Source organism: Agrobacterium sp. ST15.16.024 (genome assembly GCF_027956545.1).
Taxonomy (GTDB): Bacteria; Pseudomonadota; Alphaproteobacteria; order Rhizobiales; family Rhizobiaceae; genus Agrobacterium; species Agrobacterium cucumeris.
Genome location: NZ_JAQKGO010000003.1, coordinates 122269 through 148921 on the forward strand (window position 1 = coordinate 122269; position 26653 = coordinate 148921).

The 26653-nt window shown below is 59.3% G+C and carries 25 protein-coding genes and 1 other RNA gene; 11 read left to right on the forward strand and 15 right to left on the reverse strand.

Features of this window, described 5'->3' with window-relative positions:
* Positions 1-2: 2 nt before the first annotated feature.
* The 12 genes from PL640_RS12530 to PL640_RS12585 all read right to left on the reverse strand — a co-directional run bounded on the left by PL640_RS12530 (position 3) and on the right by PL640_RS12585 (position 10179).
* Positions 3-1745, reverse strand: a complete 1743-nt coding sequence (locus PL640_RS12530) for a peptidoglycan D,D-transpeptidase FtsI family protein (protein WP_142840277.1) — start codon at positions 1743-1745, stop codon at positions 3-5.
* Positions 1745-2299 (reverse strand): cell division protein FtsL, encoded by a 555-nt coding sequence (ftsL, locus tag PL640_RS12535; protein ID WP_271362167.1) that lies wholly within the window; start codon positions 2297-2299, stop codon positions 1745-1747. Before ftsL ends, PL640_RS12530 begins: the two co-directional genes overlap by 1 nt.
* A gap of 1 nt (position 2300) precedes the next feature.
* Entirely contained in the window at positions 2301-3326 is a 1026-nt protein-coding gene (gene rsmH, locus PL640_RS12540) for a 16S rRNA (cytosine(1402)-N(4))-methyltransferase RsmH (protein WP_271362168.1), read from the reverse strand.
* 14 nt (positions 3327-3340) lie between these two features.
* The gene (gene mraZ / locus PL640_RS12545; protein WP_110760178.1) at positions 3341-3781 is read right to left on the reverse strand and encodes a division/cell wall cluster transcriptional repressor MraZ; all 441 of its coding nucleotides are present in this window, start codon (positions 3779-3781) and stop codon (positions 3341-3343) included.
* Positions 3782-4161: 380 nt separating this feature from the next.
* Positions 4162-4452, reverse strand: coding sequence for a type II toxin-antitoxin system RelE/ParE family toxin (locus tag PL640_RS12550; protein ID WP_271362169.1), 291 nt, complete (start codon positions 4450-4452; stop codon positions 4162-4164).
* Entirely contained in the window at positions 4445-4702 is a 258-nt protein-coding gene (locus tag PL640_RS12555) for a type II toxin-antitoxin system ParD family antitoxin (RefSeq protein WP_271362170.1), read from the reverse strand. The genes PL640_RS12550 and PL640_RS12555 overlap by 8 nt, the downstream gene beginning before the upstream one ends.
* Before the next feature lie 124 nt (positions 4703-4826).
* Positions 4827-5228, reverse strand: an RNA gene (gene rnpB / locus PL640_RS12560) — RNase P RNA component class A.
* 56 nt (positions 5229-5284) lie between these two features.
* The gene (locus PL640_RS12565; RefSeq protein WP_271362171.1) at positions 5285-6475 is read right to left on the reverse strand and encodes an NAD(P)/FAD-dependent oxidoreductase; all 1191 of its coding nucleotides are present in this window, start codon (positions 6473-6475) and stop codon (positions 5285-5287) included.
* Between the two features lie 59 nt (positions 6476-6534).
* On the reverse strand, positions 6535-7722 hold the full coding sequence (locus tag PL640_RS12570) for an FAD-dependent oxidoreductase (RefSeq protein WP_271362172.1): 1188 nt from the start codon (positions 7720-7722) through the stop codon (positions 6535-6537).
* Positions 7723-7875: 153 nt separating this feature from the next.
* Positions 7876-8415 (reverse strand): lytic transglycosylase domain-containing protein, encoded by a 540-nt coding sequence (locus PL640_RS12575; protein WP_271362173.1) that lies wholly within the window; start codon positions 8413-8415, stop codon positions 7876-7878.
* A gap of 247 nt (positions 8416-8662) precedes the next feature.
* Positions 8663-9442: an N-acetylmuramoyl-L-alanine amidase gene (locus tag PL640_RS12580; RefSeq protein WP_271362174.1), complete on the reverse strand. Its 780-nt coding sequence runs from the start codon at positions 9440-9442 to the stop codon at positions 8663-8665.
* Complete coding sequence (locus PL640_RS12585) at positions 9439-10179, reverse strand: J domain-containing protein (RefSeq protein ID WP_035220735.1); 741 nt, start codon at positions 10177-10179, stop codon at positions 9439-9441. The genes PL640_RS12580 and PL640_RS12585 overlap by 4 nt, the downstream gene beginning before the upstream one ends.
* Before the next feature lie 37 nt (positions 10180-10216).
* On the opposite strand from PL640_RS12585, the gene PL640_RS12590 reads away from it, so the two are divergent.
* The 8 genes from PL640_RS12590 (at position 10217) to PL640_RS12625 (ending at position 18222) form a co-directional block, all read left to right on the forward strand.
* Entirely contained in the window at positions 10217-10486 is a 270-nt protein-coding gene (locus PL640_RS12590) for a hypothetical protein (protein ID WP_269703200.1), read from the forward strand.
* A gap of 24 nt (positions 10487-10510) precedes the next feature.
* On the forward strand, positions 10511-11722 hold the full coding sequence (locus PL640_RS12595) for a pyrophosphate--fructose-6-phosphate 1-phosphotransferase (RefSeq protein ID WP_142840286.1): 1212 nt from the start codon (positions 10511-10513) through the stop codon (positions 11720-11722).
* A gap of 51 nt (positions 11723-11773) precedes the next feature.
* Positions 11774-12409 (forward strand): LysE family translocator, encoded by a 636-nt coding sequence (locus tag PL640_RS12600; RefSeq protein WP_271362175.1) that lies wholly within the window; start codon positions 11774-11776, stop codon positions 12407-12409.
* 125 nt (positions 12410-12534) lie between these two features.
* Positions 12535-13617, forward strand: a complete 1083-nt coding sequence (locus tag PL640_RS12605; protein WP_271362176.1) for a transglycosylase SLT domain-containing protein — start codon at positions 12535-12537, stop codon at positions 13615-13617.
* A gap of 258 nt (positions 13618-13875) precedes the next feature.
* Positions 13876-15126 carry a DUF3419 family protein gene (locus PL640_RS12610; protein WP_046798044.1) on the forward strand — a complete coding sequence of 417 codons (1251 nt, stop codon included), beginning with the start codon at positions 13876-13878 and terminating at the stop codon, positions 15124-15126.
* On the forward strand, positions 15123-15839 hold the full coding sequence (locus PL640_RS12615) for a class I SAM-dependent methyltransferase (RefSeq protein ID WP_271362177.1): 717 nt from the start codon (positions 15123-15125) through the stop codon (positions 15837-15839). Before PL640_RS12610 ends, PL640_RS12615 begins: the two co-directional genes overlap by 4 nt.
* Before the next feature lie 253 nt (positions 15840-16092).
* On the forward strand, positions 16093-16872 hold the full coding sequence (locus PL640_RS12620) for a glycoside hydrolase family 25 protein (protein WP_271362178.1): 780 nt from the start codon (positions 16093-16095) through the stop codon (positions 16870-16872).
* 123 nt (positions 16873-16995) lie between these two features.
* Positions 16996-18222, forward strand: coding sequence for a lytic murein transglycosylase (locus PL640_RS12625; protein ID WP_271362179.1), 1227 nt, complete (start codon positions 16996-16998; stop codon positions 18220-18222).
* 464 nt (positions 18223-18686) lie between these two features.
* Here the strand turns inward: PL640_RS12625 and metF are convergent, their stop codons facing one another.
* From metF to ettA, 3 genes are all read right to left on the reverse strand, one after another.
* Complete coding sequence (metF, locus tag PL640_RS12630) at positions 18687-19580, reverse strand: methylenetetrahydrofolate reductase [NAD(P)H] (protein WP_161991240.1); 894 nt, start codon at positions 19578-19580, stop codon at positions 18687-18689.
* A 1-nt stretch (position 19581) separates the two neighbouring features.
* A complete protein-coding gene (locus PL640_RS12635) occupies positions 19582-20595 on the reverse strand; it encodes an ArsR/SmtB family transcription factor (RefSeq protein ID WP_142840290.1) in 1014 nt (337 codons plus the stop codon).
* 160 nt (positions 20596-20755) lie between these two features.
* Positions 20756-22405: an energy-dependent translational throttle protein EttA gene (gene ettA, locus PL640_RS12640; RefSeq protein WP_046798039.1), complete on the reverse strand. Its 1650-nt coding sequence runs from the start codon at positions 22403-22405 to the stop codon at positions 20756-20758.
* A 147-nt stretch (positions 22406-22552) separates the two neighbouring features.
* On the opposite strand from ettA, the gene PL640_RS12645 reads away from it, so the two are divergent.
* The 3 genes from PL640_RS12645 to PL640_RS12655 all read left to right on the forward strand — a co-directional run bounded on the left by PL640_RS12645 (position 22553) and on the right by PL640_RS12655 (position 26553).
* A complete protein-coding gene (locus PL640_RS12645) occupies positions 22553-23533 on the forward strand; it encodes an alpha/beta fold hydrolase (RefSeq protein WP_271362180.1) in 981 nt (326 codons plus the stop codon).
* A 168-nt stretch (positions 23534-23701) separates the two neighbouring features.
* Positions 23702-24904 carry a CaiB/BaiF CoA transferase family protein gene (locus tag PL640_RS12650; protein ID WP_271362181.1) on the forward strand — a complete coding sequence of 401 codons (1203 nt, stop codon included), beginning with the start codon at positions 23702-23704 and terminating at the stop codon, positions 24902-24904.
* The gene (locus tag PL640_RS12655) at positions 24901-26553 is read left to right on the forward strand and encodes a thiamine pyrophosphate-binding protein (RefSeq protein ID WP_271362182.1); all 1653 of its coding nucleotides are present in this window, start codon (positions 24901-24903) and stop codon (positions 26551-26553) included. Before PL640_RS12650 ends, PL640_RS12655 begins: the two co-directional genes overlap by 4 nt.
* Positions 26554-26653 lie beyond the last annotated feature (100 nt).

Sequence of the window (26653 nt, forward strand, 5' to 3'; positions counted from 1 at the left end):
AATCAATAAGACACGAGCAAGGCCGAGCCATCCTTGCCGAACTTCGGCTTCACGCCCAGCACCGCTGCGGTGCGGGCGATGATATCGCGCACCATCGGCGCTGCGGAGGTGCCGGCGAGTGCTGCGCCATTGCCCTTGTCCGTCTTCGGTTCATCGATGAAGGTCAACACCACATATTGCGGGTCGTCGATCGGGAAAGCCGACAGGAAGGCGTTGAAGTTCTTGTCACGGACATAGCGGCCATTAACTACCTTGTCCGCCGTGCCGGTCTTGCCGCCGACATTGAAACCGTCGACGCGCGCATTGCGGCCCGATCCGTTCACACCATTCCACTCGAACAGGAAACGCATGTCCTTGCTGGTGGTGGGTTTCAGAACCTGCTTGGCCACCAGATCCGCCTGTTCGCGGGTGCGCGGCAGGAAGGTCGGCTCGATCAGCTTGCCGCCATTAACGAGCGCCGCGCCGGCAACCGCCGTCTGCAGCGGCGTCGTCGAAACACCGTGACCGAAGGAAATGGTGATGGAGTTGATCTTCTTCCATTCACGCGGCTGCGATGGCAGCGCCACTTCAGGCAATTCGGTCTGCATGCGGGTCAAAAGCCCGAGCTTCGTCAGAAACTCCTTGTGACCTTCAGTGCCGACAGTGTCGGCGATCTTGGCCGTACCGATGTTGGACGAAAACTGGAAGATTTCCGGCACCGACAAAACGCGGTTCTTGCCATGGAAGTCCTTGATGGTGAAACCGCCGATCCGGATCGGATAACGGGCATCGAAACTGTCACCCAGACGCACACGACCCGAATCGAGGCCCATGGCGATGGTGAAGGACTTGAAGGTCGATCCCATTTCGAACGTGCCGTTCGACATGCGGTTGAGCCAGCCCTCCTTCGCACCTTCGGCCGGGTTGTTCGGATCGTAATCCGGCACCGAGGCCATGGCGAGAACTTCACCCGTATGCACGTCCAGCACCACGGCGCCGGCGCCGATTGCCTGGAATTTGGCGATCGCGGAGGTTACGACCTCACGCACGATGGACTGCACGCGCAGATCGATCGAAAGTTTTACCGGCTCCAGCGGTTGATCGCTGGTCATGCCCAGTGCCGTCAGATCGGCAAGTCCCTGATTGTCGACATACCGCTCCATACCCGCCACGCCGCGATTGTCGATGTTCACATGACCGACGACATGGGCAGCCGTTGGCCCACCCGGATAGAACCGGCGTTTTTCCGGACGGAACCCCACACCGGGAATGCCGAGTGCGAGAATCTGGCTCTGCTGCTTGGGCGTCAACTGACGGCGCAGCCACTGGAAACGGGAATTGGAGGTGAGCTTCTGATAGGTGCCGCGCTGATCGAGATCAGGCAGAACGGTGCGCAGCTTCTCGATCGCCTCGTCGATATCGACGATGCGATGCGGCTCGGCAAACAGCGAGACGGTGCGGATGTCTGTGGCGAGAACCTCGCCATTGCGGTCGAGAAGGTCCGGGCGCGACGCCATCAACCGGTCTGCGGGCGCGATGCTCGAAACGGTTTCCTGTTCCGCCATGCCATATTGTACGAGACGCCCACCAACGACGGCATAAAAGGCCACGAAACCGAAAATGATCAGGCCAACCCGGCTTTTCGCCTGGGCAGCACGCTTCTTGCGGGCTCCCTCGAAAGCCGCATGATCGGTATAAACACCGGTGGTGCTGGCGGAAAAATGAGCCTTGCTCTTCAAAACCATGACGCGGGAGAGAAAAGACATCAGCGGTTCACCGATCCTGTTATCGTGTCATCCATGTCATCGGTTTCATCACCGGCGACGGCGGAGACGGCCGAAGCCGCTGGGGGACGGGAAACGCGGGCCCTCGGCGTCGGAACCGGGGCGCCATTGGCGGCTATCTGGCCTGCCGGCGGCGATTTCTTTTTGGTGGCTGCGCCAAGCGTCGCGCCCGGCTTGGAACCGTTGACGGCGGCGGCAATCACATCCTCGACGCTCATGCCTTCCGGCTCAGGCGGCTGCGGCAATTGCGAGCGCAGCATGGGCAGTTCACGCGGCTGCGCCAATTGCGTCGGCAGCGTCGGCGAAAGGCCAAGCTCGTCCTGATAGGCATTGACGAGGCGATGCAGACGATTCGGCTGCGTCAGGAGCGCCCAGTCGGCCCGCAACAGATCGATCGTATCCTTCTCGAGCTTGATTTCGGCCTCGAGCTTGCGGACCTCTTCGAGCTTCAGATCGGCCTTGTGTTTGATCGAATAGGTCACGACGGCCGCAGCAACCATGACCCCCATCAAGATGACATCGAAAGTGCGCAGCATATCAGCCTCCCATCTTTTCAAGGCTGGCGAGATCGGGAAGCTCGAAGATCGAAAAATCCGCCGCGCGCGCTGGCGCGGTCGTGCGCAGACCGGCCCGCAGCTTGGCTGAACGGGCACGCGGATTGAGCTCCGCCTCCGCGTCGCTGGCGGCGATCATCGGCTTGCCGATATTGTCGAAAATGGCCGGCTTGTCTTCGACCATCGGCAGATGCCGGGAACCGGCAGCCTTGCCGGAACGGTCGGAGAAGAATTTCTTGACGATGCGGTCTTCCAGCGAATGGAACGTGACGACAACCAGGCGACCACCGGGCTTCAGGGACCGCTCTGCAGCGAAAAGCGCCTGCGCCAACTCGCCGAGTTCATCATTGACGAAAACCCGAAGCGCCTGAAACACCCGAGTCGCGGGATGAATCTTGTCCTTCGCCTTGCGCGGCGTGACGATCTCGATGAGACCGGCGAGATCACGCGTGGTGCGGAAGGGCTCTTCCGCCCTCCTCTTCTCGATGGCGCGGGCAATGCGGCCCGGCTGCTTTTCCTCACCGAGAAAACCGAAAATACGAATCAGATCGCCGACCTTGGCACGATTGACGACATCCGCCGCCGAAACGCCGGACGCGGACATGCGCATATCAAGGGGACCGTTCTTCTGAAAGGAAAAGCCGCGCTCTGCCTCGTCGATCTGCATGGAGGAAACGCCGATATCAAGTACGACGCCGTCAAGGCCGCCCTCGGGCGCGTGCCTCGCCAGATCGGAAAATTGTGATTGAATGAGGTTTAACCTGCCGCCATTGGCGGCAACCATCGCCTGACCGCCAGCTATCGCGGTCGGATCGCGGTCGAGCGCGATGACATTGGCACCCTGATCGAGAATGGCCTGGGTGTAGCCGCCGGCACCAAAAGTGCCATCAAGGATGATCTTTCCGGATGCGGGTTCAAGCGCGGTGATAACTTCGCGAAGCAGGACAGGGATGTGACGCTGAGGTCCGCCATCGGCATCAGAAGATCGCCCACCAGAATTCGCCGCCATTCCGTGTCCCCGTCCTATGCGGGGCGAGCAGCCGAAAAACCGCGCCCCGCTCTTGCTTCCGCCTGCGCGCCCAAAAACGCCTGCGGTTGCCAAAGCTGAAAATGATCCGCCCGTCCGACGAAGGTGACCTCGGTGGATATGCCGGTAAATTCCCGCACGAAATCCGTCACCATCAACCGACCTTCCTGGTCGAGCTTCATGAAGACACCGCCGCCGTGAACCAGCAGCGACATCGCGTTCGCCTCCGGCGAGAAGGCATCCATCGATGCAATCTGCCGCTCGTAGCGCTCCAGCAAATCCGGACCGCCGATACTGATTGCCGGGAAAGCGAAATCCTGAAGGCAATAAAGCTCCTGGATACCGCGCCTCACCAGCACCGAACGAAACGGAGACGGAACCGAAACGCGCCCCTTGGCGTCGATCCTGTTCGTCACGTTCGATAAAAAGCGGTCCATTACTCAACTCGCCCAAACCGCAATCCGCCAGGCGAACCATCCGCCCCACAGACAACACCGGTACGCACGACACATCGCCAAGCGCCAGGGCAACATGCCCTGCAGCAGCCCCTTGCAGGCTCCTCACTCGTTTCAGCGATTGCGGGTCAAAAACACGACCCAGTGTGGTGTGTATTTGGGATATCATGGGACACTATGGGCGTCAATGGGAGAAGCCGGCACGATACCGACTTCGCATCGGAAATTCATAAGCCGTTAAGTTTAACGAATGGTTTACTTCGGGCGCACAGATGCGCTTTCACGGCACAAGAAAATGCGGTGAAATTGGCGTTTTTCTTTTTTGAAACAAGGAAATGGCTAGGCCGATGCCAAATACGCGCTTAATCCAGCCAATTGTCCAAATCGCGAGGGCCATAGACAATGGCGACAATGAAGATGCCGTAGGCCGTGGGTTCGTAAATGATAATGTAGCGCCCCTCGATCAAAATCCGCGCGGTGGGGCTCAACTCCGGTCGGCTTGCGCCCATGAAAGGATGGTCGGCGGCCAGCTCCACCTTGTCGAAGATTCGACGCAGCAATGCATCTGCAGCCGGTTCATTACGATGGGCAATATCACGCCAGATTTTGCGCAAATCTTCTTCAGCACCGAGGCTGAAAATATACTTAGCCACGCGAACGCGCTTCCGCTTTCAATTCGGCCAGAAACGCATCGGCCTTGATTTCGCGGCCTTCACCACTTGCCATACCGTCTTCATAAGCCTTCTTGAGGTGGGCAATTTCAATCTGGCGAATTTCCTCACGCTGCTCGAGCAAACGGAGGCTGTCGCGCATGACTTCACTGGCGCTGGCATAGCGCCCACTTTCCACCAGTGCGCGGACAAGACCTTCATAATGAGGACCAATATTGTAGCTGGATGGCATGGCAGCACCTTTCGTCAGACACATATTATCAGTTTTTGATAATCAGGCCAGCCAAAACCGAGGAAACAGACGAGGTCGCGCATCCTCGCCTCGCCACGCAAACCACATTACAAACACAGGAAAATTCGCCAGTTGGCCTGTAAGCCGGGTTCTGTATGGCCCCGGTTTGACCCGGAACGTGGCAGCCATTCATCTGGGACGGCATTTGCATGCCGCCTCTCGCAACCCACCCGGATGACGGACCCGGAAACCGGCTGTAAACGGGCTTTCGCCCATCCCGTGTCATCCCTATTCGGTCTTGCTCCCGGTGGGGTTTACCTTGCCACCACTGTCACCAGCGGCGCGGTGGGCTCTTACCCCACCCTTTCACCCTTACCATGCAAAGCATGGCGGTTTGCTCTCTGTGGCACTTTCCCTGGGGTCACCCCCGCCGGACGTTATCCGGCACCGTATTTCCGTGGAGCCCGGACTTTCCTCACCTTACCGTCTTTCGACATTGGTAAAGCGCGGCTGCCCGGCCAACTGGCATGGGCTGCATAACCATGTTCCGGAGCGAAAGCCACCGAAAAGCGTAATCAAGGATCAAAGAAATGCCGGCGTGAAATCCGTCGTGAAAGCACGATCGGCGATTTTTCCATCCCGCAGCAGTGCAGCACCCAGCCGCCCGATCTCATCGGAACTCTTCGCCGCGGTGCCATTGCCGCCGGTGAGAACCGCGATACGCGGTGAGGCGGTAAAACCGATGGCGGGATAACCACTCCGGGTTTTGGAGACGACGCAGGCGGCCATCGACACACGCGAAAGATCGACGGAAGGCACCAGCGTTTCGACGATGGCCGACAGATGATCCCGCACGCTTTCACGTCCGCCGGACCGGAACCATTCCCGGATTTCCGGGTCGCTGCCGACCGCCTTGTCGTCGGGATCACCGCCGATTTTCAGATAGAACTTGCCATCGGGATAACGCACCGGCGGCAGAAGATAGATATGTTTCGTGGTGTCGCGCGGCTCGTAGATCAGCGACGGCATAGCCGCATATTGCCCAAGATCGGCTTCATCAATCTCGAAGAAGGCGACGGTCCGCGCATAGACATTGAGCGCGACCGGCTGCGGCAGCAGGTCTTTCGTGATCGAGAAACCGCCGGCCGCCACCAGCACCCGGTCTGCGGTATAAACCGCACCGGAAGTCGTCCGCACCGATGCCCGGCCATCCTCTTCCCGCGTCGAGACGACGATATCGTCGATCAGCGTAACGCCGGCCTTTTCCGCCAGAACCGCCTGCGCCTTCACCAGCGCACGTGGATTGACGTATCCGGCATTGTCCCTTTCGAAGACGCCTTCGCAACCGGGTTCAAAGGAGAAATAGGGAAACCGGCTTTTCAGGTTTTCGCCATCCAGCAATTCTGTCGAAACACCGAGCCGCGACGCCGCTTTGGAGACATCATCGATAAAGGGATTGTCGCCGCCCCGCTGAGGCCCCACCATCAGGCAACCGACCGGCGCGTAAAATTCCACGCCGCTTCTCGCGGCAATATCGGCATAACGCGTAATCGAGCGGTTGGCGAGCAGCGCCCAGTCGGCATCACCATCGATGGTGCGGGTAATCCGCGCTTCATCATAGTGACTGGCGAAAACGCCCTGATGTGATTTGATATCGGCAGGTTCTCCGGGGCCGATCAGCGCCACGCCATCCACCGTTTCCGCCAGATGGCGGGCGGCGGCGGCGCCCATCATGCCGCGACCCACGACGATATAGTTGAAATGTCCCGACATGCTGCCCTCTTCATCCGCCCTGTTCAGTAGCAACCTTGTAGCCGCTTAATAGAAGGATGTCAGACGAAAACCGGCGACATTTCGGCCGCGAATTCATCCTCGGTCAGTTGACCACTCGCAAGCAGCACTGCGCCCAGCCGCCCGATCTCATCCGAAGACTTGGCGGAAACGAAATTGCCACCCGTCAGAACTGCGATATTGGAGGATTGTGTATAGCCTATATAGGGATAACCGCTGCGGGTAATGGATGCGACACAGGAGCCGGAAGTCACGGGGCAGCCGGCAAGTTCGGGCATCAGCGACAGGGCCTTCCTCGTCAGGAATTCCACCTCACCCGGTGTGCCGTCGGAATGGAACCAGTCCACCGCCTCGGCCAGTGTCTCAAGCCTGCCCTTCTCGCTTTCGCCGCCGATCTTCAGATAGACCTTGCCATCGGGATACCGCACCGGCGGCAGGATGTAGACGATGTCATCCTCCGTCTCCGCCAGCACGATGGTCGATGGCATGGCGCCGAATATCGCCTGCCTTGCCTCATCCAGCTCGAAAAATACAATGGTGCGACCAGTGGCCGCCATGTCGACCGGGGAAGGCAAAAGCTCAGCCATGTTGGTGAAACCGCCTGCGGCCACGATGACCTTTTCAGCGGTATGAACAGTACCTTCCCGCGTTACCACCTCAACACCGTGGGAGGTATCGCGAACATGCGCTGCGGTCTCGCGCACCAGATGCGTACCCTGCGCCCCGGCAATCGAGCACTGCGCCTTTACCAAGGCTCGGGGATTGATGTGGCCGGCATTACGGGCCTCGAAGCTGCCACCGTGATCGGCGGGCAGCGAGAACATCGGAAACCGGCCAGCCAGCGCGTCGGTGCCGAGCGTTTCCACGCCAAGACCGAGACGGTTGGCAGAGGAGAGCGCCCGCGACACATAATCTCCGGCAAGCCCCTTGCCGTTCCCGGTGAACAGGCAGCCCGATTCGGTAAAGAAACGGATGCCGCTTTTGGCTTCGATCTCCGCATAACGGCGGATCGAACGTTGCGCCAGTTCCGCCCAGACCGGATCACCGTCAAACCCACGGGTGATGCGCGCTTCGTCGTAGTGGCTCGAAAACACGCCTTTATGGGTCTTGCGATCGGCGGGCTCGGCGGGCCCGATCAGCGCAACGCCATCCGTTTGCGCCGAAAGGTGCCGCGCCGCGGCCGCACCCATCATCCCGGCCCCGACCACGATATATTTGAAATCCGGCATGACATGCTCCGTATCAGATTTATTCCTGACTACAGCATGCCCGCACGAACCGGAATCGCTTTTCGCAAAAGCCGTGGGCGTTGCCGGATTTCCAGGCGGAAAAATCGGTTTCGCCTTTCCAGGAAATGCTTCCTGAAAAGATCCGCGCAGACCTCAGCTGGCCAGCAGCGCCTGCACCTTGCCGCAGTAACGCTTGGACACCGGGTTCATCCGTGTGGCGCCATGGCCGGCATTGTAACGCAGGATCGTGCTGCACACCTGCCCGCCGCCAAGCTGGTGGGCGGTCGCCAGATATTGCATGCCCCAGCGAATATTGGTCTCGGGATCGTAGAGCGCTTTTGTCGTGCCGCGAAAGCCCATCATGCGCGCTGTTGCCGGCTTGATCTGCATCAGCCCGATCTCGCCTGCGCTGCCGCGAGCCTTGGGGTTGAACTTGCTTTCCACCGAAACCACGGCATGTGCCAGATTGGTGGGAACGCCATAACGCTTGGCATATTTGACGATCAGATCGGAATAGTCGTTCTTCAACGACGCAGGCAGACTCTTTTCCGGAATGGGATAACCGGGCTTGCGGAAGAAGGTCTCCAGCGTCACGGTTTTGGTCTTCACGTCCTCGTCTTTGGCAAAAGCAATCCCCGCCTGTGAAGCGAGCATAACAACGCCCGCCGCAACAGCAACAACAACCCTGTTCATATGTAGAAAAAGTCTCCAGATCGGATGACTGAACCAATGAAGCGACACAAATATTCAGCGTCCGGAAAGTCGATCGCGACCTTCCGCAGTCCAGTCTCCTTGATTGATATTGACGGCTGGTTCCCCTGAAGAACGACACCGCATGCAGTGCTGCTCTTAAACTTCCTCAATGCGGATTAACTGTGGCACATCAAAAAAAGCGACTTGAACGCCCGGAAAACAGGGAACTATTTTCCAGAATTCGCGTTCAGGCGGCCGAAAATTTCGGCAGGCTGGCAATCAACCGGTGAAGCGTGTCGATGGTGGAAAAATCCGCGATGCCATCCACCAGAGTCGGGCGGAAATGCCGCTGGAAGGCAGCAACGGCACCTTCGGTCTTTTCGCAGTAAGCGCCTGTTATTTCAACGCCATATCCGTAAATGGACAGCATCGACTGAAGTGCTTCCACCGGCTGCCCATGGTCACCGCGCTGGAAAAAGCGCCCGCCGCGGATCGGCGCAGGCTCCACCCAGTGGCCGACGCCGTTCTGCGACAGGATGTCCCACGGGAATTTTTCGCCCGGATCGACCTTGCGGACAGGCGCTACGTCCGAATGGGCAAGCACCCGTTCAGGCGCGATATTCCAGCGCTGGCCGCAATCGCGACACAATTCGATGACCGCAGCCACCTGTTTTCCAGGGAATTCCGGCAGGCCGCCGGGATGACCCTGATTGGCGATTTCGATGCCGATGGAGCGGGAATTGATGTCTTGATCCCCTGCCCAGGTGCTTTTGCCCGCATGCCAGGCGCGACGGCCTTCCGGCACCATCTGGATGACGCGGCCGTCCTCGAAGACGAAGTAGTGGCTGGAGACCTGGCTTTCGGGGTTGCGGAGCCACGACAGTGCGCCGTCCGCCGTCGTCATGCCGGTATAATGCAGAAGAATGATATCGGGACCGGCCACATCGAGTCTTTCGCCATGGTTAGGCGACGGCGCAACGGCTGCGCCCGGAAAATCCGGGGTAAAATCCGGCAGACATTCACTCATGCGACGCGGCGTTCTTTCTCGATGGCCGCATAGGCGGCATTGAGAGCCGCCATACGCTCATTGGCGGCAGCATGCAATTCCATCGGCACGCCGCGTGCAATCAGCTTGTCGGGATGGTGTTCGGCAACCAGCGAACGGTAACGCTTGCGAATATCCAGGAAGTCGTCCGAGGGCGAAACGCCAAGCACGCGATAAGGATCGCGCCCGTCCATATGGACATGCCGCGCCATGATCGTTTCGAAGTGGTCTTCGGTGATATGGAATATCTCGGCGATGCGGCCAAGGAAGGCCAGTTCCCGCTCGTGGATCAGCCCATCGGCCTTGGCGATATGGAACAGTCCGTCGATGACGCTTTCCAGCATCTCGCAATTGTCGTGCCCGGAACCGCAGAGACCGGCCAGCCGCTCGGCATAGGCTTCGTAACCGGCAACGTCCTGACGGGCGAGATTGTAAAGACGGGCAACGTTTCGCGCTTCTTCTTCGGGAAAATCGAAGATTTGCCGGAAGGCACGCACCTCGGCGTCGTTGACGACGCCATCAGCCTTCGCCATCTTGGCGGAGAGTGCGATAATCGCTACGGAAAAGGAAACCTTGCGCCGCGTCTCCGGGTCTCCCTCAAAGAGGGTGCGGATGGCTTCAACCACGCGCCCAAGCGCACCACCTGCCGCGTCGCCGATTGCGCCGAGCAGCCGCTCCCACAGGGATGAAATTTGCAGACAGGCAAAATCGAACATCATGCCGTCAAGCATGACGGGATATTGCCGTGAATGCAATATGTCCGGCAGTGCGGCGGCATTAACTTTTATTCATCTTTGCGACAGTTTTGCTTCAGGAACAAGAGCGGGGCAAACAGCACGCCCGGGGTTTTCCACAGGTGCCGCAAGCGGATACAGGCAGCTGGTGGCCTCGATGCGGATTGAAACGATTATATTCGGCCAGTTTCCTCAAGCCGCTGAAAAGCCGCGAGAAATCGGCGTTTTTCTTGATAAATTCACTTTACACCTACACGCGGCTGTCGCATCCATTTGCCAGACATGTCTTTGAGTTTATGCAAAAAGGAGAGCCATGATGGCCAAACAGAAAGTCGCAATGCTGACCGCGGGTGGCCTTGCGCCCTGTCTCTCTTCGGCCGTCGGCGGCCTGATCGAGCGCTATAGCGACATTGCGCCTGAAATCGACATCGTGGCCTACCGCTCCGGTTATCAGGGCGTGCTTCTGGGCGATCGCATCGAGATCACCAGGGACATGCGCGAAAAGGCCCCTTTGCTGCACCGTTATGGCGGCTCGCCGATCGGCAACAGCCGCGTCAAGCTTACCAACGCCGCCGACTGCGCCAAGCGCGGCCTGGTCAAGGAAGGCGACAATCCGCTTCGCGTCGCCGCCGAACGGCTGGCCGCTGACGGCATCACCATTCTTCACACCATCGGCGGTGACGACACCAATACGACGGCCGCGGACCTCGCCGCCTATCTCGGCGCCAATGGTTACGACCTCACCGTCGTCGGCCTGCCGAAGACCGTGGACAATGACGTGGTGCCGATCAAGCAGTCTCTCGGCGCATGGACCGCTGCCGAAGTCGGCGCAGCCTTCTTCGACAATGTCAGCAACGAACAGAGCGCTGCGCCGAAGACTTTCGTCATCCATGAAGTCATGGGTCGCCATTGCGGCTGGCTGACGGCGGCAACCGCCCGCGCCTATATCCAGAAGACCAGCGGCAATGAATATGTCGAAGGTCTGATGATGAACACGCAGATGAAGAACATCGACGGCATCTACCTGCCGGAAATGGCCTTCGACATCGAGGCGGAAGCCGAGCGCCTGAAGGCGATCATGGACAGACACGGCTACGTCACGCTGTTTGTTTCCGAAGGTGCCGGCCTTGATTCGATCGTTGCCGAACGGGAAGCCTCGGGCGAAGCCGTCAAGCGCGACGCCTTCGGCCATGTGAAGATCGACACCATCAATGTCGGTGGCTGGTTCCAGAAGCAATTCGCCGGCCTCATCGGCGCAGAACGCTCCATGGTGCAGAAGTCAGGCTATTTCGCCCGCTCCGCGCCCGCCAATGGCGATGATCTGCGCCTCATCCAGGGCATGGTCGATCTCGCCGTCGAAAGCGCGCTCAACAAGGTCTCCGGCGTCACCGGCCATGATGAAGATCAGAACGGCAAATTGCGGACCATCGAGTTTCCGCGTATCAAGGGTGGAAAGCATTTCGACCTTTCTGCAAAATGGTTTACCGAAGTGATGGAACACGTCGGTCAACCGTTCACAGCGGCCTAATTTTACGATAGGCTAATTAATGCGGTGACAGGGAGGGCAAGGAGGAAGAGAATGTCTGGACAGGCCTGGCTGATTTTTTGTGCAGCATGTGCCGTTGTGTTCGCACTTCCCTCCCCACTTGTATTCTCTGTCGCCTCCTATGCCACCATCCGCGGCAAAAAAACCATCTTCGCCTCCGTCAGCGGCGGGGCGCTCGGCATCGTCACGGCCATGACGATTTCGGCCATTCCAGTGGCCGGTCTGGCTTATCTGCCGCAATCCTTCCTGGGCATAGTGCAATGGGCCGGCATCGGCTGGCTGATGCTGTTTCTGTTGTGGACTTTTGCGACACCCGCCGCCCAGGCGGCTAATGCCGATAACGACAATCTGCCGGGCAAATCATGGAGTGGCATTTTCCGCGATTGTTACGCCATTGCCGCGTTGCGCCCGCGTTACTTCACATTCTTTCTGGCGCTGTTGCCGCAATTCATTTCCACCTCCGGTAACGCCGTGGAAACACTGACGGTGGCGCAGGCCGCAATCCTGCTTCTGGCACTTGCCGTTCTCACCGCACAGGCGCTGTTTGCCAGCTCAACGCTGGCGCTGGTGCGCCGCATGTCGGGCGAGAAAAAAATCCGGCCGAAGTACCGCACCCACTTCATTTCCGGCCGCGCCGTCAGCGCCGGATACAGGCGCATCGCAGCCTGAAAAACCGGGACGCCACGTGCCGGCTTGCCGCTATCCTTACAATAGGTTAATGAAGGCTCGACGGGACACTGCCTGCTTCGCTTGACGCGGGGGTATCGAGAGACAGGCATAACGAAGGCGGCAACATGCGAAATTCGGGCAAATTCCGCGGAAGAAGTGCACTTCTTCTGTCTTCCACCGTGGGTCTGGCATTGGCATTAAGCGGCTGTACCAGCGTCGAATATACCGCGAAGGAAGGTCCGAACGGCCCGAAAATCGCAACAGTCAGCCCCGCTACGGCACCCGCCCAGGCATCGACGCAGACGGCAGCAGCCGAAACGGTACCCGGCGCAACAGCCGCCACATCGGCGACCCAGACCGCTGATGCAGCAACCTCTTCCCAGCCTGCAGCACTTCCCACCGCAGTCGCCGTCAAGGGCGGACGCGTGGCGCTGCCGCCGGCCTCTGAAATTGCAGCGGCGGCCGCGATCAGCGCGCAGATGCAGCCGCAGCAGAATGAAGTGGCTCAAGCCGCGGTGATGACATCCGCGCCGACCACGGTCGCGGCTCTCGCACCGACAGGCGTCACGCCAGCAGCAGCCGCGATTGAAACCGCTGGTGCAGCGGCACAGCCGACCGTCCACAATGCCGCAGCCGATCTGCCGCAGGTCGTTGCCGTGAAGGGCAGCTTCCCGCCCGCACCGCCGCCGCCCGGCACGCCCTCCATCGGCACCGAATTGACGGCGGAGCGAAAAGTCATTCCGCTGCCGAAGCCCGACAGCACGGTTCTCGCCTACGCCTCTGGCCCCACAAACGCTGCCCTTGCCGCCATCCGGCAGAACGAAGCGATGACCACGCCGCTTAAAGCGGCACCGGCCGGGCGCGAAAAGCTGAGCGGGCTGATTTCCAAATATGCCGTCATGTATAATGTGCCGGAAGATCTGGTTCACCGCGTGGTGCAGCGTGAAAGCATGTATAATCCCGGTGCTTATAACAGCGGCAACTTCGGCCTGATGCAGATCAGGCACGCCACGGCCCGCTCCATGGGCTTTGATGGCCCCGCCTCCGGTCTGTTCGATGCCGAAACCAACCTAAAATACGCCGTCAAATATCTGAGCGGCGCATGGGTGGTGGCCGATAACAACCGCGACAACGCGGTCCGTCTTTATGCCCGCGGTTATTATTATGATGCCAAGCGCAAGGGCATGCTGCACGTTCTGCGGAAGTAATAGCTCTGGCTGCATTGGGAATGCCGTCTGAATTCATTCGGCTTCTCGAGGCCGGCGACAAAAGCGCCTGAAATTTTGTCTCCGTCTTCCTCGGGTCAAGCCCGAGGATGACGTCGTGTGTCACGAGGTTTCGTTGGCAACTTAGATGCCGATGGTTTCCCACAGTCTCTTTGCTTCGTTGCCTTCACCCACAGCCCCTGTCATCAAACTGTAGCGTCACGGCTGTAGACGCCTCTCAATCGACTGAGAGGTGAACATATGACGAGTGCGGCACCCAAGACCGGCTTCAGCAAAAACACGAAACTGAAGTCCGCATTGCTCCAGCACAAGGCACTCTCGAAAAGCGGTCTTTCCGAACGGTTCTTCGGAGTCCTGTTTTCCGGTCTCGTTTATCCGCAAATCTGGGAAGACCCGGAAATCGACATGGAAGCGATGGAGCTTGGCGAAGGCCACCGTGTTGTCACCATCGGTTCGGGCGGCTGCAACATGCTGGCCTATCTCTCCCGCAACCCTGCCAGCATCGATGTCGTGGATTTGAACCCGCATCATATTGCCCTCAACAAACTGAAGCTCGCCGCCTTCCGCCACCTGCCTGCCCATCAGGACGTCGTGCGTCACTTCGGCCGCGCCAATACGCGCAGCAACAGCCATGGCTACGATCGCTTCATCGCCGACCATCTCGATGATACGACCAAGGCCTACTGGTCGAAGCGTACCCTCTCCGGCCGCCGCCGCATTTCGGTGTTCGACCGGAACATCTATCGCACCGGCCTGCTCGGCCGTTTCATCGGCGCCGGCCATCTGATGGCGCGCCTGCACGGCGTAAAACTCACCGAAATGGCCAAGACCCGCACGCTGGACGAACAACGCCAGTTTTTCGACAGCAAGGTCGCCCCCCTGTTCGACAAGCCGGTGGTGCGCTGGCTGACGAAGCGCAAAAGCTCGCTGTTCGGCCTCGGTATTCCGCCCCGTCAATATGACGAACTGGCGAGCCTTTCCTCGAACGGCACAGTTGCCGCCGTGCTCAAGGAGCGGCTGGAAAAGCTTGCCTGCAACTTCCCGCTCAGTGACAATTATTTCGCCTGGCAGGCCTTTGCGCGCCGTTATCCCGAGCCGCATGAGGGCGCCCTGCCCGCCTATCTGAAGCCGGAATATTACGAGACGATCCGCAACAATACCGCTCGCGTCGCCGTGCACCACGCCACCTATACCGAGCTTCTTTCCAAAAAGCCGGCAAGCGGTGTCGATCGCTACATTCTCCTCGACGCGCAGGATTGGATGACGGACGGGCAGCTCAACGAATTGTGGTCACAGATCAGTCGCACCGCCGCTCCCGGCGCACGCGTCATCTTCCGCACCGCCGCCGAAAAGAGCGTTATCGAAGGCCGGCTTTCCACCGACATCCGCAACCAGTGGGTCTATCTCGAAGAGCGGTCGCAAGAGCTGAACGCCATGGATCGATCGGCCATTTACGGCGGTTTCCATATCTACCAGAGGGCTATGGCATGAAAACCATCGGCGAGAATGTAGGTCTTGCAGACAGCGCGCATGCGGGCCTGATGGACCGCATGTATCGCCACCAGCGGCATATCTACGATATAACCCGCAAATATTATCTCCTGGGCCGCGACCGGACCATTTCCGGTCTCGATGTGCCCAATGGCGGCACGCTGCTCGAAGTCGGCTGTGGCACCGGCCGTAATCTGCTTTTGGCCAGCCGGAAATTTCCGCAGGCAAAACTCTTCGGCCTCGATATTTCATCCGAAATGCTGCTGACCGCATCGGAAAACTTTGCCGGCAAGGCCGAGCGTCCCATTCTGCGTGTGGCCGATGCCACCGCCTTCCGCGCCGCTGAATTCGGCCAGCCCGACGGTTTCGATCGCGTCATGATCCCCTATGCACTCTCCATGATACCGGAGTGGGAAAAGGCAATCGAACAGGCGCTCATGGCGCTCAAACCCGGCGGCTCCCTGCATATTGTCGATTTTGGCCAGCAGGAACAATTGCCGAAGTGGTTCCGCAGCCTCCTGCAGGCTTGGCTCACCCGTTTCCACGTCACGCCGCGCGCCAATCTTCGTTATATCATGGCGAATATGGCTGGCCGCTTTGACGGTAATCTTGAATTCGAAGAGATCGCCCGCGGTTACGCATGGCGGGCCGTCATCACGCTTCCGGTCGCCGAAGTGCAGCCGAAAATCAGCCGGATGCTGGCGGACGCCTGATTCTCGAAAGAGATTCCGGCACCTTGGCAAGAGTAAGGTGTGGCCCCGCCAACGCGACTTCCCCTTTGCGGCGTTTTGCCGTTATTCCCGCCACCGCACCACAAATCGCTTCGAATACAGCGACTTGCGAAGCCTAAAAGGGCCGTTGCCCCTTGCCATATCAGTTTGTTTACCATGTTATGGGTAAATCGGGAGATGCGCCGCACCATGTTGCGGCTGCGGGATGGGCAACAACACTTTCATCAGGGTTCCAATGCGGCTGCGTTTATCGGCACTATTGTCGGCTTTGCTATTGATCGGCGGCTGCACGTCCACGAGCTACGACCTGCTTGAAACCGCGTCCGTTTCCAAGCCGAAATTCGCGGATACCGACCCGCAGGATTTCGGCATGAACAACCCGCATCGCCACGAGGTGCACGGTATCGACGTGTCCAAATGGAATGGCGATGTCGACTGGCAGACCGTGCGCAAGTCAGGCGTTTCCTTCGTCTTCATCAAGGCGACGGAAGGATCGGACCGCATCGATCCGAAATTCGGCGACCATTGGCGCAGCGCCGCAGCGGCGGATATCCTCCACGCGCCCTATCACTTTTATTATTTCTGCTCGACGGCCGATGCCCAGGCCGACTGGTTCATTCGCAACGTGCCGAAGGACGCCGTCACCCTGCCGCCGGTTCTCGACGTCGAATGGAACCCCGCCTCCCCCACCTGCAAGACAAGGCCTGCGCCGGGCATCGTGCGTGCCGAGATGCAGCGTTTCCTTGATCGCCTGGAGGCGCATTATGGCAAACGCCCGATCATCTACACGTCGGTCGATTTCCACCGCGACAATCTCGTCGGCCAGTTCAAGAATTACCATTTCTGGGTGCGCTCAGTCGCAGCCCATCCGGCCAAGATCTACGAAGAACGCCAATGGGCCTTCTGGCAATATACGGCAACCGGCGTTGTGCCCGGTGTAAACGGCCCAACCGACATCAATGTTTTTGCCGGCAGCGAGAAAAACTGGCGCAAATGGGTCGCTTCCGCCAAATAAACACGGCCAAGAAGCAACACATTCTAAAAATCGGCGTTCTCCAGCATCGGCAGATCGCCCGACCCGTTTTTTTGTCGCAAACATGTGGGTAAAGCGGGCCTACAACCCATTGAGGAAATTCCCATGTCTACCTTCCGGTCGCGCAGCATCATTTTTGCCGCCGCTTTGTCGCTCCTTTCCACTGGCTCCGCCCTTGCCACTCCGCCCGTTGCCTCGCCTGACGATCCCAAGCAGGTCGCCTGCGGCGGTGATCTCAGTGCATTTCTCGAGGGCGTGAAAGCCGATGCGCTGGCCAAGGGCATTCCGGCCGACGCGATCCAGAAGGCGCTTGCCGGCGCCCAGATCGATCCGAAAGTGCTTTCGCGTGACCGGGCACAGGGCGTCTTCCGCCAGACCTTCCTGGAATTCTCCCAGCGCACCGTCAGCCAGGCCCGTCTGGATATCGGCCGCAGGAAGCTGCAGGAGCTCTCCTCCACCTTCGCCCGCGCCGAAAGTGAATATGGCGTACCGGCTGGCGTCATCGCCGCCTTCTGGGCCATGGAAACCGATTTCGGCGCCGTTCAGGGTGACTTCAACACCCGCAACGCGCTGGTGACCCTCTCACATGATTGCCGCCGCCCGGAACTTTTCCGTCCGCAGTTGCTGGCGCTCATTGAAATGGTTCAGCATGGTGATCTCGACCCTGCCACCAACACCGGCGCATGGGCCGGTGAAATCGGCCAGGTGCAGATGCTGCCCAAGGATATCATTGCTTTCGGCGTTGATGGTGATGGCAACGGCCACATCAACGTCAAGGATAGCGCCCCGGATGCCATCCTGACGGCTGCGAAATTCATCCAGCATCTCGGCTTCAAGAAGGGCGAGCCGTGGATTCAGGAAGTCTCCCTGCCGGAAAACCTGCCATGGGAAAAATCCGGCCTCGGCGGTCCGCTCACCGCCGGTGAATGGTTCGCTCTTGGCGTGACGCCGCGTGACGGCAACAAAAACTTTGCCTCCCTGCCCGCAGCCCTCATCATGCCGCAGGGCCGCAAGGGGCCGACCTTCATCACCTATCCGAATTTCAACATCTACCTGGAATGGAACCAGTCGTTCATCTACACGACTTCGGCCGCCTATTTCGCCACCCGCCTGATGGGTTCTCCCGTCTACAACAAGGGCAATCCCGAGCCGGGCTTTGATGACGCGACCATGAAGCAACTTCAGACCAAGCTTGAGGCGCGCGGACACAATGTCGGCAAGGTCGATGGCATCCTGGGTTCCGGCACCCGTGTCGCCATCCAGAAGGAACAGCAGCGCCTCGGCATGCCCGCGGATGGCTGGCCGTCAGCTGCACTTCTGCAGGCGCTTTAAGCAATCTTAACGACGCCGTCCGGCCTTTAATCTGTCCGACGGAATCAAGGCGAAATCGTTAATCTCGACTGGATGACTGGGGATAACACCCCGGTCATTTACTTTTTTTAAACGTATGAAGCACTGCGTGAAAGAGAAATAATCTTTCATTTTCAGACGATTACAGAATCTTCTTTTTTATGCCGCCTCAAAGCGTGCTGCACTGCATCACAGAAACCGCTTTTCAACTGCCACAAAACGGTCATATTATCGAACCTGTCAACAACAGGAGGCACCCATGGGACTTACAAAATCTCTCAATGCCTTGGCAGTCGGTTTGGCGTTTTTGTTCGTAGCGATGATGCTTTTCATCTGACGAGACGTGAAGACCAAACGCAGATAAGAACCGTAGATGACACGAATTTAAAAAGCGCAGATCCTTTCGGGTCTGCGCTTTTTTCATGTCGAAAATAGAGTTTTAAAAATCAGGCGGCGCTGCGGCGCAGACGTTCCAGCCCGAGATTTTCCAGCACCGCTTCAACCAGCGGCGCGCGGTTCATGGTGTAGAGATGGAATTCGTTCACGCCGCGCCGCTGCAGATCGGCGATCTGCTCGGCGGCAACTTCGGCAGCCACGCGGGCGCGCCCTTCTAGGTCTTCATCGTAACCTTCGAAACGCTCATCCAGAAAACCGGGAACGCTGGTGCCGCAACGACCGGCAAAACGCTTGAGCTGGGTAAGGTTCTGGATCGGCATGATGCCCGGCACCACCGGAATGGTGATACCAGCCGCCGTCACCCGCTCCATATAACGCTCAAACACGTCATTATCGAAGAAGAATTGCGTCAGCGCGCGGGTCGCGCCATTATCCGCCTTGCGCTTCAGCATGTCGATATCAACCGCCTCGCTCGCGCTTTCAGGATGCTTCTCCGGATAGGCCGATACGGAAATCTCGAAATCGCCGATCTCGCGCAGACCCTTTACCAGTGCAGCAGCGTTTTCATAACCCTCCGGATGCGGCTTGTAAGCCGTGCCGATGCCGGTGGAGGGGTCGCCGCGCAGCGCCACGAAATGGCGAACGCCGGCATTGCGAAACTCTTCGACAACCTGATGCACATCATCACGGCTGGCATCCACACAGGTCAGATGCGCGGCGGTCGGCAAATGACTGTCGCCGATCATCCGGCGCACCGCGTCCAGCGTCGGCGCCTTGGTGGAACCGCCCGCGCCATAGGTGACGGACACGAAATCCGGGTTCCATTTTTTCAGCTCGGCAACCGTTTCCCAGAGATGGGTCTCCATCTCGGCATTCTTGGGCGGGAAAAACTCGAAAGATAACCGGATATCGCCATCACGGCGCGCGGTTTCCGACCTCAACATATCATGCCCTCCGGGAGCCAAGTAAAACCGCCTCTTGCACCACATCGTCTGCCATCAGCAGCCGCTGGTCGCGGGCAACCCATATCGTCACGTCCAGAGACTCCTCGGACGCCCTTTCAGAATGAAGATCGACGGCGCGGTCAGGCGCAAGCCCGGCCTTTTTCAGCCATTCTTCCATCAACGGATGCGAAAAGCCGAGCCGCACATGCGCATGCTCGTCACGCAGATATTCAAAGGAATGCGGTGCGAGATCGATGACGATCAGCCGCCCGCCGGGACGCAGCATACGCGCGGCCTCGGAAAGCGCGATTTCCGGCTGGTCAAGAAAATGCAGCACCTGATGGATGACGATCAGATCGAAATCCTGTCCTTCCAGCGGCAGGTTGAGAATATCACCATGGCGGACGGACGCATTGACCACACCCGCCTTGTCGAGATTGGCGCGCGCCACAGACAGCATGTCACGGCTGGCATCAACGCCGATCGCCCGGCGATAGATGCCGCTCAGAAGCTGGAGAATGCGGCCCGTGCCCGTACCGAGATCAAGCAGCGAATCGACGGGCGTGGTGCCGACCAGCTTCAGCAACGCGCCTTCCACGGCTTCATCGCTCACATGCAGCCGGCGCAACTCGTCCCAGGCGGACGCGTTGCGGCTGAAATAATCCTGCGCCCGCTCCGCCCGCACCCGCTTGACGGTAGAAAGCCGTTCGTTGTCACGCTGGAGGACGGCATCGGAGGGCGATGCAGCGCCAAGCAGCTGCCTGACCACAACGGCGGGCTCACCATCCTGCCGCAGACGGAAATAGGCCCATGCGCCTTCCTGATAACGCTCGATCAGCCCCTCTTCCGTCAAAAGCTTCAGATGACGGGAGATGCGCGGCTGCGACTGGCCAAGGATTTCGGTAAGATCGGTAACCGTCAGGTCACCGGCAGCCAGAAGCGCCAGCAACCGAAAGCGCGTCGGTTCACCCGCCGCCTTCAAAAGATCCACCAATTTGTCTAAACCGAACGCCACTCTGCCGCGCCTCGCAAGCTAATCAACATATAAAGATATCTTTATGTCGATGTGGTGCTCGATGCAAGCGCAAACTGTGGTGCGCCGCCATCAAGTCCACTTATTACATGAGAAAAGGCCCGCTTTGCGGCGGGCCTTTCTGAAGCGATGTGGAAAAGGATTAGCGCGTCAGGCGCTTGTAGCTCACCCGGCCGGGCTTGATGCTTTCCGGGCCGAGGCGGCGGACCTTGTCCTTTTCATAGTCTTCGAAGTTGCCTTCGAACCATTCCACGTGGCTGTCACCCTCAAAAGCGAGGATGTGGGTGGCCAGACGGTCGAGGAACATGCGGTCGTGGCTGATGATAACGGCGCAGCCGGCGAAGGCTTCCAGCGCTTCTTCAAGCGCCGCCAGCGTTTCCGTATCAAGGTCGTTGGTCGGTTCGTCGAGCAGCAGCACGTTGCCGCCGGCCTTCAGCATCTTGGCAAGGTGAACGCGGTTGCGCTGACCGCCGGAGAGATTGCCGACCTTCTGCTGCTGATCGCCGCCCTTGAAGTTGAAGGCGCCGCAATAGGCGCGCGAATTCACTTCGAACTTGCCGAGCTTGATGATGTCGTTGCCGCCGGAGATTTCTTCCCACACGGTCTTGTCACCCGCCAGCGTATCGCGGCTTTGGTCGACATAACCCAGCTGCACCGTTTCACCGACAGTCACCGAACCGCTATCGGGCTGTTCCTGACCGGTGATCATGCGAAACAGTGTGGTCTTGCCCGCACCATTCGGGCCGATGACGCCGACAATGCCGCCCGGAGGCAGCTTGAAGGTGAGGTTTTCGATCAGCACCCGGTCGCCATAGGACTTGGTGAGGTTTTCCGCCTCGATAACGACACGGCCCAGACGCTCGGCGACGGGGATGACGATCTGCGCGTCGCCGGGACGACGGTTTTCAGCGGCTTCCACCAGCTCGTCATAAGCGCGGATACGCGCCTTGGACTTCGTCTGGCGAGCCTTGGGGCTGGAAGCGATCCATTCCTGTTCGCGGCTGATAGCCTTTTGGCGCGAGGCGTCCTCGCGGGCTTCCTGCTGCATACGCTTGGCTTTTGCCTGAAGATACGCGGAATAGTTGCCTTCGTAAGGAATGCCGCGGCCACGGTCGAGCTCGAGAATCCAGCCGGTTACGTTGTCGAGGAAGTAGCGATCGTGGGTGATCATCATCACGGCGCCGGGATAGTCGCGCAGATGCTTTTCCAGCCACGCGATGGTTTCGGCGTCCAGATGGTTGGTCGGTTCGTCGAGCAGCAGCAGGTCGGGCTGCGAAAGCAGCAGCTTGCACAGCGCCACGCGGCGGCGCTCACCACCCGAAAGGCCGGTCACGGGCGAATCGCCAGGCGGGCAACGCAGGGCGTCCATGGCCATTTCGACCTGATTTTCCAGATCCCACAGGTTCTGGCTGTCGATCATGTCCTGAAGCTTTGCGCCCTCATCCGCCGTTTCGTCGGAATAGTTCATCATCAGTTCGTTATAGCGGTCGACGATCGCCGTCTTGCTCGCCACGCCTTCCATGACGTTTTCCATCACGGTCTTGTTTTCGTCGAGCTTCGGCTCCTGCTCGAGATAACCGAGCGTCGCACCTTCGGCGAGCCAGGCTTCACCGGTATATTCTTTGTCGAGGCCGGCCATGATTTTCAGAACGGTCGACTTACCAGCGCCGTTCGGGCCGAGAATACCGATCTTGGCATCGGGGTAGAAGGAGAGATGGACGTTCTCCAGAACCTTCTTCGCGCCATAGGACTTGTTCAGCCCAGCCATGTGATAGATGAATTGACGTGCCATTGTAGCGAATGCTCCACATCGGATTTTTAAGAGTACGTATCGGGAAATTTGCCGCTATGTAGGGTAAATAGGACCGTGGGGCAACCTCTGGCACGATTATGACCCCATGATTATGACAAGCTGCGTGATGACACGATGGGTGCTATGATGAATGAGACGACCGATAACTTCGCGTTCAGCCAGATCCAGAGACTGGACGCTCCTTCCGGCGCATCCATCGCCTTTCGCCACCAGCCTTCCGCCCTTGTCCCGGCCCGCGGTGTGCTGATGATCTGCCATGGCCTGGTGGAGCATGCGGGCCGTTACCGGCGTTTTGCCGACGTCATGTCGCAGCAGGGCTTCGAGGTCTATGCTCACGACCATCGCGGCCACGGCCGCACGAAAGCGGCGGATGCGCCGATCGGCCGCTTCGCCTGGAAGGATGGCGCGGAAAAGGTCGTTGCCGACGTCATGGCGATGCGGGTCATGGTCGGAGAAAGACATCCCGGCCTGCCGGTCATCCTGTTCGGCCATTCCATGGGTGGCCTCGTGGCACTCAACACCGCCGTGAGCAATCCGGATGCCTTCGATGGCCTGTCGATCTGGAATTCCAATCTCAATCCCGGTGTCATGGGCCGCCTCGCGCAGGTGGTGCTGCGGCTTGAAAAAATGCTGAAAGGCTCCGATGTGCCAAGCGCCATCCTGCCGAAAGCAACCTTTCGCGCCTGGAATGCAAAAATGCCGGAAAGGCGCACCCATGCCGACTGGCTGAGCCATGACAGGCTGGCAGTGGACGCCTATGTGCAAGACCCGCTCTGCCAGTTCGAGGCCAGCGTTTCCCTGTGGCAGGACGTCTTCGAACTCTCTTATCGCGCCCCGAAACTCATCGAGCGCCTGCCGAAGACATTGCCGCTTTTACTGGTCAGCGGCGATCAGGACGCCGCCACCAATGACGGCAGGGAGATCGTCTGGCTCGCAGAGCGGTTTCGGGAGGCAGGTTTCAGCCATGTCGAACACACCATCTACAAGGGCATGCGGCACGAGACCCTGAACGAGATCGGCTGGCAGGCGGTAGCGGCGGATTTCGCCGCCTGGTGCGGCCGCGTCGTGGATGACAGTAAAACGCCCTCCCCGTCATTCCGGCCTTGAGCCGGAATGATGGAATTAGGGGACTCTCAAAACACAACGAATATCGAAGCTGCCGTGTCAGCCCCAGTTTAGTGCCGTTCCAAAACGGAATAAGTCCATGAGATAAAATCACATGCGGCGGGGCAAGGCGCGGTCTATAACCGGCAGGCACAAAAGACCGGGGGACAGATGACCGACATGCCGAACAGGAAACCGCCACTATCAGGCATTCGCGTCATCGAGCTTGCGCGTGTTCTGGCCGGTCCCTGGGCGGGGCAGATGCTGGCCGATATGGGCGCTGACGTCATCAAGGTGGAAAACCCCGAAGGCGGCGACGACACCCGCACATGGGGACCGCCCTTCGTTGAAGGCGCGGAAGGCGAAAACCTCTCCGCCGCCTATTATCACGCCACCAATCGCGGCAAACGCTCCATCATTGCCGATCTGAAGACGCCTGAGGGCTGCGAGCTGGTGCGCCGGCTGGTGCGCACTGCCGATGTCGTCATCGAAAACTTCAAGCGCGGCGGGCTTGCCAAATATGGCCTCGATTACGAGAGCCTGAAGGTGCTCAATCCGAAGCTGATCTATTGCTCCATCACCGGTTTCGGCCAGACCGGTCCCTATGCCGATTTCGCCGGTTATGATTATATCGTGCAGGGCATGTCGGGCTTCATGTCGATAACAGGCGAACCGGATGGCCAGCCGATGAAGGCTGGCGTGGCTGTTGCCGATATCTTCACCGGCATCTATTCCGTGACAGCCATTCAGGCCGCGCTGATCCACGCCATACGGTCAGGCGAAGGCCAGCATATCGACATGGCGCTTCTCGATGTGCAGTCGGCCGTGCTCGCCAACCAGAACATGAATTACCTGATTTCCGGCAAGCCGCCCATCCGGCTTGGCAATGCCCATCCGAATATTTCCCCCTATGAGGTGGTGCCGACGGCCGATGGCTTCCTGATCCTCGCGGTTGGCAATGACGGCCAGTTCCGCCGCCTCTGCAATATCCTCGGCATAGGCGCGATAGCGGATGACGAGCGTTACGCGACGAACAAGACCCGCGTGGCGCATAAGGTCGAAGTCCGGCAGATCATTTCCACCGAAACGCTGAAATGGCAGAAGCGCGATCTTCTGACCGCTTGCGAAAAGAATGCCGTGCCGGCCGGGCCAATCAACTCCATCGAGGAAATGTTCGCCGATCCACAGGTTCAGGCACGCGGCCTGCGTGTTGATCTCGAAGCTCAGGATGGCACGGTCATCCCCGGTGTGCGAACACCGATTATAATGTCACAGACGCCGCTGCACTATGAACGCCCGAGCCCGAAGCTCGGCGAACATCAGGCGCAGGTGCTGGCCGAACTGGAAAACATCGAAAGGACCACGACGCCATGAAAAGAACCGGTGGGCAACTGATCGTCGAAGCGCTGAAGGCCAATGGTGTCTCCCGCGTTTCCTGCGTTCCGGGCGAAAGCTATCTGGCGGTGCTGGACGCGCTTTATGAAAGCGGCATCGAAACCGTGGTCTGCCGCCAGGAAGGTGGCGCCGCCATGATGGCCGATACCTGGGGCCGGCTGACGGGTGAACCCGGCATCTGCATGGTGACCCGCGGTCCGGGTGCCACCAACGCCTCGGCCGGCCTGCACATCGCACGGCAGGATTCCATTCCGATGATCCTGTTCATTGGCCAGGTGCAGCGCGAAGCCCGCGAGCGCGAAGCCTTTCAGGAAGTGGAATATCGCCGCGCCTTCACCGAATTCGCCAAATGGGTGGGCGAGATCGATGATGCCCGCCGCATCCCCGAATTCGTCACCCGCGCCTTCACTGTCGCCACCTCCGGCCGCCCTGGCCCGGTGGTTCTGACGCTGCCCGAAGACATGCTGGTGGAAGAGGTAGAAGCGCCCGAGGCAAAGCCCTACACATCAGTCGAAGCGCATCCCGGCCCGTCACAGATCGCGGCCTTCGCGAAAATGCTGGGCGAGGCAAAACGGCCGATCTTCATTATCGGCGGCACGCGCTGGTCCGAGGAAAGCGTGGTGAGCTTCAGGGCATTTGCCGAAAACCACAAGCTGCCCGTCGGCTGTTCCTTCCGCCGCCAGATGCTGTTCGATCATCTGAGCCCTTCCTATGCAGGCGATGTCGGCATCGGCATCAACCCGGCGCTGGCAAAGGAGATCAAGGAATCCGATCTCGTGGTCCTGCTCGGCGGCCGCCTCTCCGAAATGCCGTCTTCCGGTTATACGCTGCTCGACATCCCCTACCCGTCGCAGAATCTCATCCACATCTATCCGGAAGCCGAAGAGCTTGGACGCGTTTACCGTCCCGATCTCGCAATCTGCGCCGCGCCGGATGATTTCGTCGCCGCCCTGTCCTCCATCTCGCTTCCGGCAAACGCCGCATGGGCCGAGCGCACCGCCGCCATACATGCGGCTTACCTCAACTGGTCCACGCCGCCGCAGACCGGCCCAGGCGCCGTGCAGATGGGTCCGATCATGGACTGGATCGAGGCCAATGTGCCTGAGAACGCCATCTTCACCAATGGCGCCGGCAACTATGCCACCTGGGTGCACCGCTTCCACCGCTTCCGCCGCTTCAACACGCAATCGGCGCCAACCTCCGGCTCGATGGGTTACGGCCTGCCGGCAGCGGTTGCCGCAAAGCACCTGTTCCCGGAGCGGGAGGTGATCTGCTTTGCCGGCGATGGCTGCTTCATGATGCACGGACAGGAATTCATCACCGCCGTGCGCTATGGCCTGCCGATCATCACCGTGCTGGTGAATAACGGCACGTATGGCACCATCCGCATGCATCAGGAACGGGAATATCCCGGCCGTGTGAGCGGCACCGATCTCGTCAATCCCGATTTCAACGCTTTTGCCAAAGCCTATGGCGGCCACGGCGAAACGGTGGAAAGAACGCAAGACTTCGCCGCTGCCTTCGAGCGGGCGCGTGCGAGCGGCAAGCCGGCGATCATCGAGGTGAAGCTGGACCCGGAAGCGATCACGCCAACGCGCACGCTGACACAGATCAGGACAAAAAGCTGACATGACGCATGGACATGCCTCCGGCATGGTGTAAATCCTGACGCTCGCTTGACGTCATCCTCGGGCTTGTCCCGAGGATCCAACCACGTCGCGCTAAATC

Excerpts from the sequence above, each read along its gene's own strand:
- PL640_RS12580 (WP_271362174.1), bottom strand. The coding sequence starts at position 9,442 with ATGAGTGAATGTCTGCCGGATTTTACCCCGGATTTTCCGGGCGCAGCC.
- PL640_RS12610 (WP_046798044.1), top strand. The coding sequence starts at position 13,876 with ATGACGAGTGCGGCACCCAAGACCGGCTTCAGCAAAAACACGAAACTG.
- PL640_RS12575 (WP_271362173.1), bottom strand. The coding sequence starts at position 8,415 with ATGAACAGGGTTGTTGTTGCTGTTGCGGCGGGCGTTGTTATGCTCGCT.
- PL640_RS12655 (WP_271362182.1), top strand. The coding sequence starts at position 24,901 with ATGAAAAGAACCGGTGGGCAACTGATCGTCGAAGCGCTGAAGGCCAAT.
- mraZ (WP_110760178.1), bottom strand. The coding sequence starts at position 3,781 with ATGGACCGCTTTTTATCGAACGTGACGAACAGGATCGACGCCAAGGGG.
- PL640_RS12590 (WP_269703200.1), top strand. The coding sequence starts at position 10,217 with ATGTCCGGCAGTGCGGCGGCATTAACTTTTATTCATCTTTGCGACAGT.
- PL640_RS12615 (WP_271362177.1), top strand. The coding sequence starts at position 15,123 with ATGAAAACCATCGGCGAGAATGTAGGTCTTGCAGACAGCGCGCATGCG.
- ettA (WP_046798039.1), bottom strand. The coding sequence starts at position 22,405 with ATGGCACGTCAATTCATCTATCACATGGCTGGGCTGAACAAGTCCTAT.
- PL640_RS12605 (WP_271362176.1), top strand. The coding sequence starts at position 12,535 with ATGCGAAATTCGGGCAAATTCCGCGGAAGAAGTGCACTTCTTCTGTCT.
- PL640_RS12595 (WP_142840286.1), top strand. The coding sequence starts at position 10,511 with ATGGCCAAACAGAAAGTCGCAATGCTGACCGCGGGTGGCCTTGCGCCC.
- PL640_RS12625 (WP_271362179.1), top strand. The coding sequence starts at position 16,996 with ATGTCTACCTTCCGGTCGCGCAGCATCATTTTTGCCGCCGCTTTGTCG.
- PL640_RS12645 (WP_271362180.1), top strand. The coding sequence starts at position 22,553 with ATGAATGAGACGACCGATAACTTCGCGTTCAGCCAGATCCAGAGACTG.
- PL640_RS12620 (WP_271362178.1), top strand. The coding sequence starts at position 16,093 with ATGCGGCTGCGTTTATCGGCACTATTGTCGGCTTTGCTATTGATCGGC.
- PL640_RS12555 (WP_271362170.1), bottom strand. The coding sequence starts at position 4,702 with ATGCCATCCAGCTACAATATTGGTCCTCATTATGAAGGTCTTGTCCGC.
- PL640_RS12565 (WP_271362171.1), bottom strand. The coding sequence starts at position 6,475 with ATGTCGGGACATTTCAACTATATCGTCGTGGGTCGCGGCATGATGGGC.
- PL640_RS12570 (WP_271362172.1), bottom strand. The coding sequence starts at position 7,722 with ATGCCGGATTTCAAATATATCGTGGTCGGGGCCGGGATGATGGGTGCG.
- PL640_RS12650 (WP_271362181.1), top strand. The coding sequence starts at position 23,702 with ATGACCGACATGCCGAACAGGAAACCGCCACTATCAGGCATTCGCGTC.
- rsmH (WP_271362168.1), bottom strand. The coding sequence starts at position 3,326 with ATGGCGGCGAATTCTGGTGGGCGATCTTCTGATGCCGATGGCGGACCT.
- PL640_RS12530 (WP_142840277.1), bottom strand. The coding sequence starts at position 1,745 with ATGTCTTTTCTCTCCCGCGTCATGGTTTTGAAGAGCAAGGCTCATTTT.
- PL640_RS12600 (WP_271362175.1), top strand. The coding sequence starts at position 11,774 with ATGTCTGGACAGGCCTGGCTGATTTTTTGTGCAGCATGTGCCGTTGTG.
- PL640_RS12585 (WP_035220735.1), bottom strand. The coding sequence starts at position 10,179 with ATGATGTTCGATTTTGCCTGTCTGCAAATTTCATCCCTGTGGGAGCGG.
- metF (WP_161991240.1), bottom strand. The coding sequence starts at position 19,580 with ATGTTGAGGTCGGAAACCGCGCGCCGTGATGGCGATATCCGGTTATCT.
- ftsL (WP_271362167.1), bottom strand. The coding sequence starts at position 2,299 with ATGCTGCGCACTTTCGATGTCATCTTGATGGGGGTCATGGTTGCTGCG.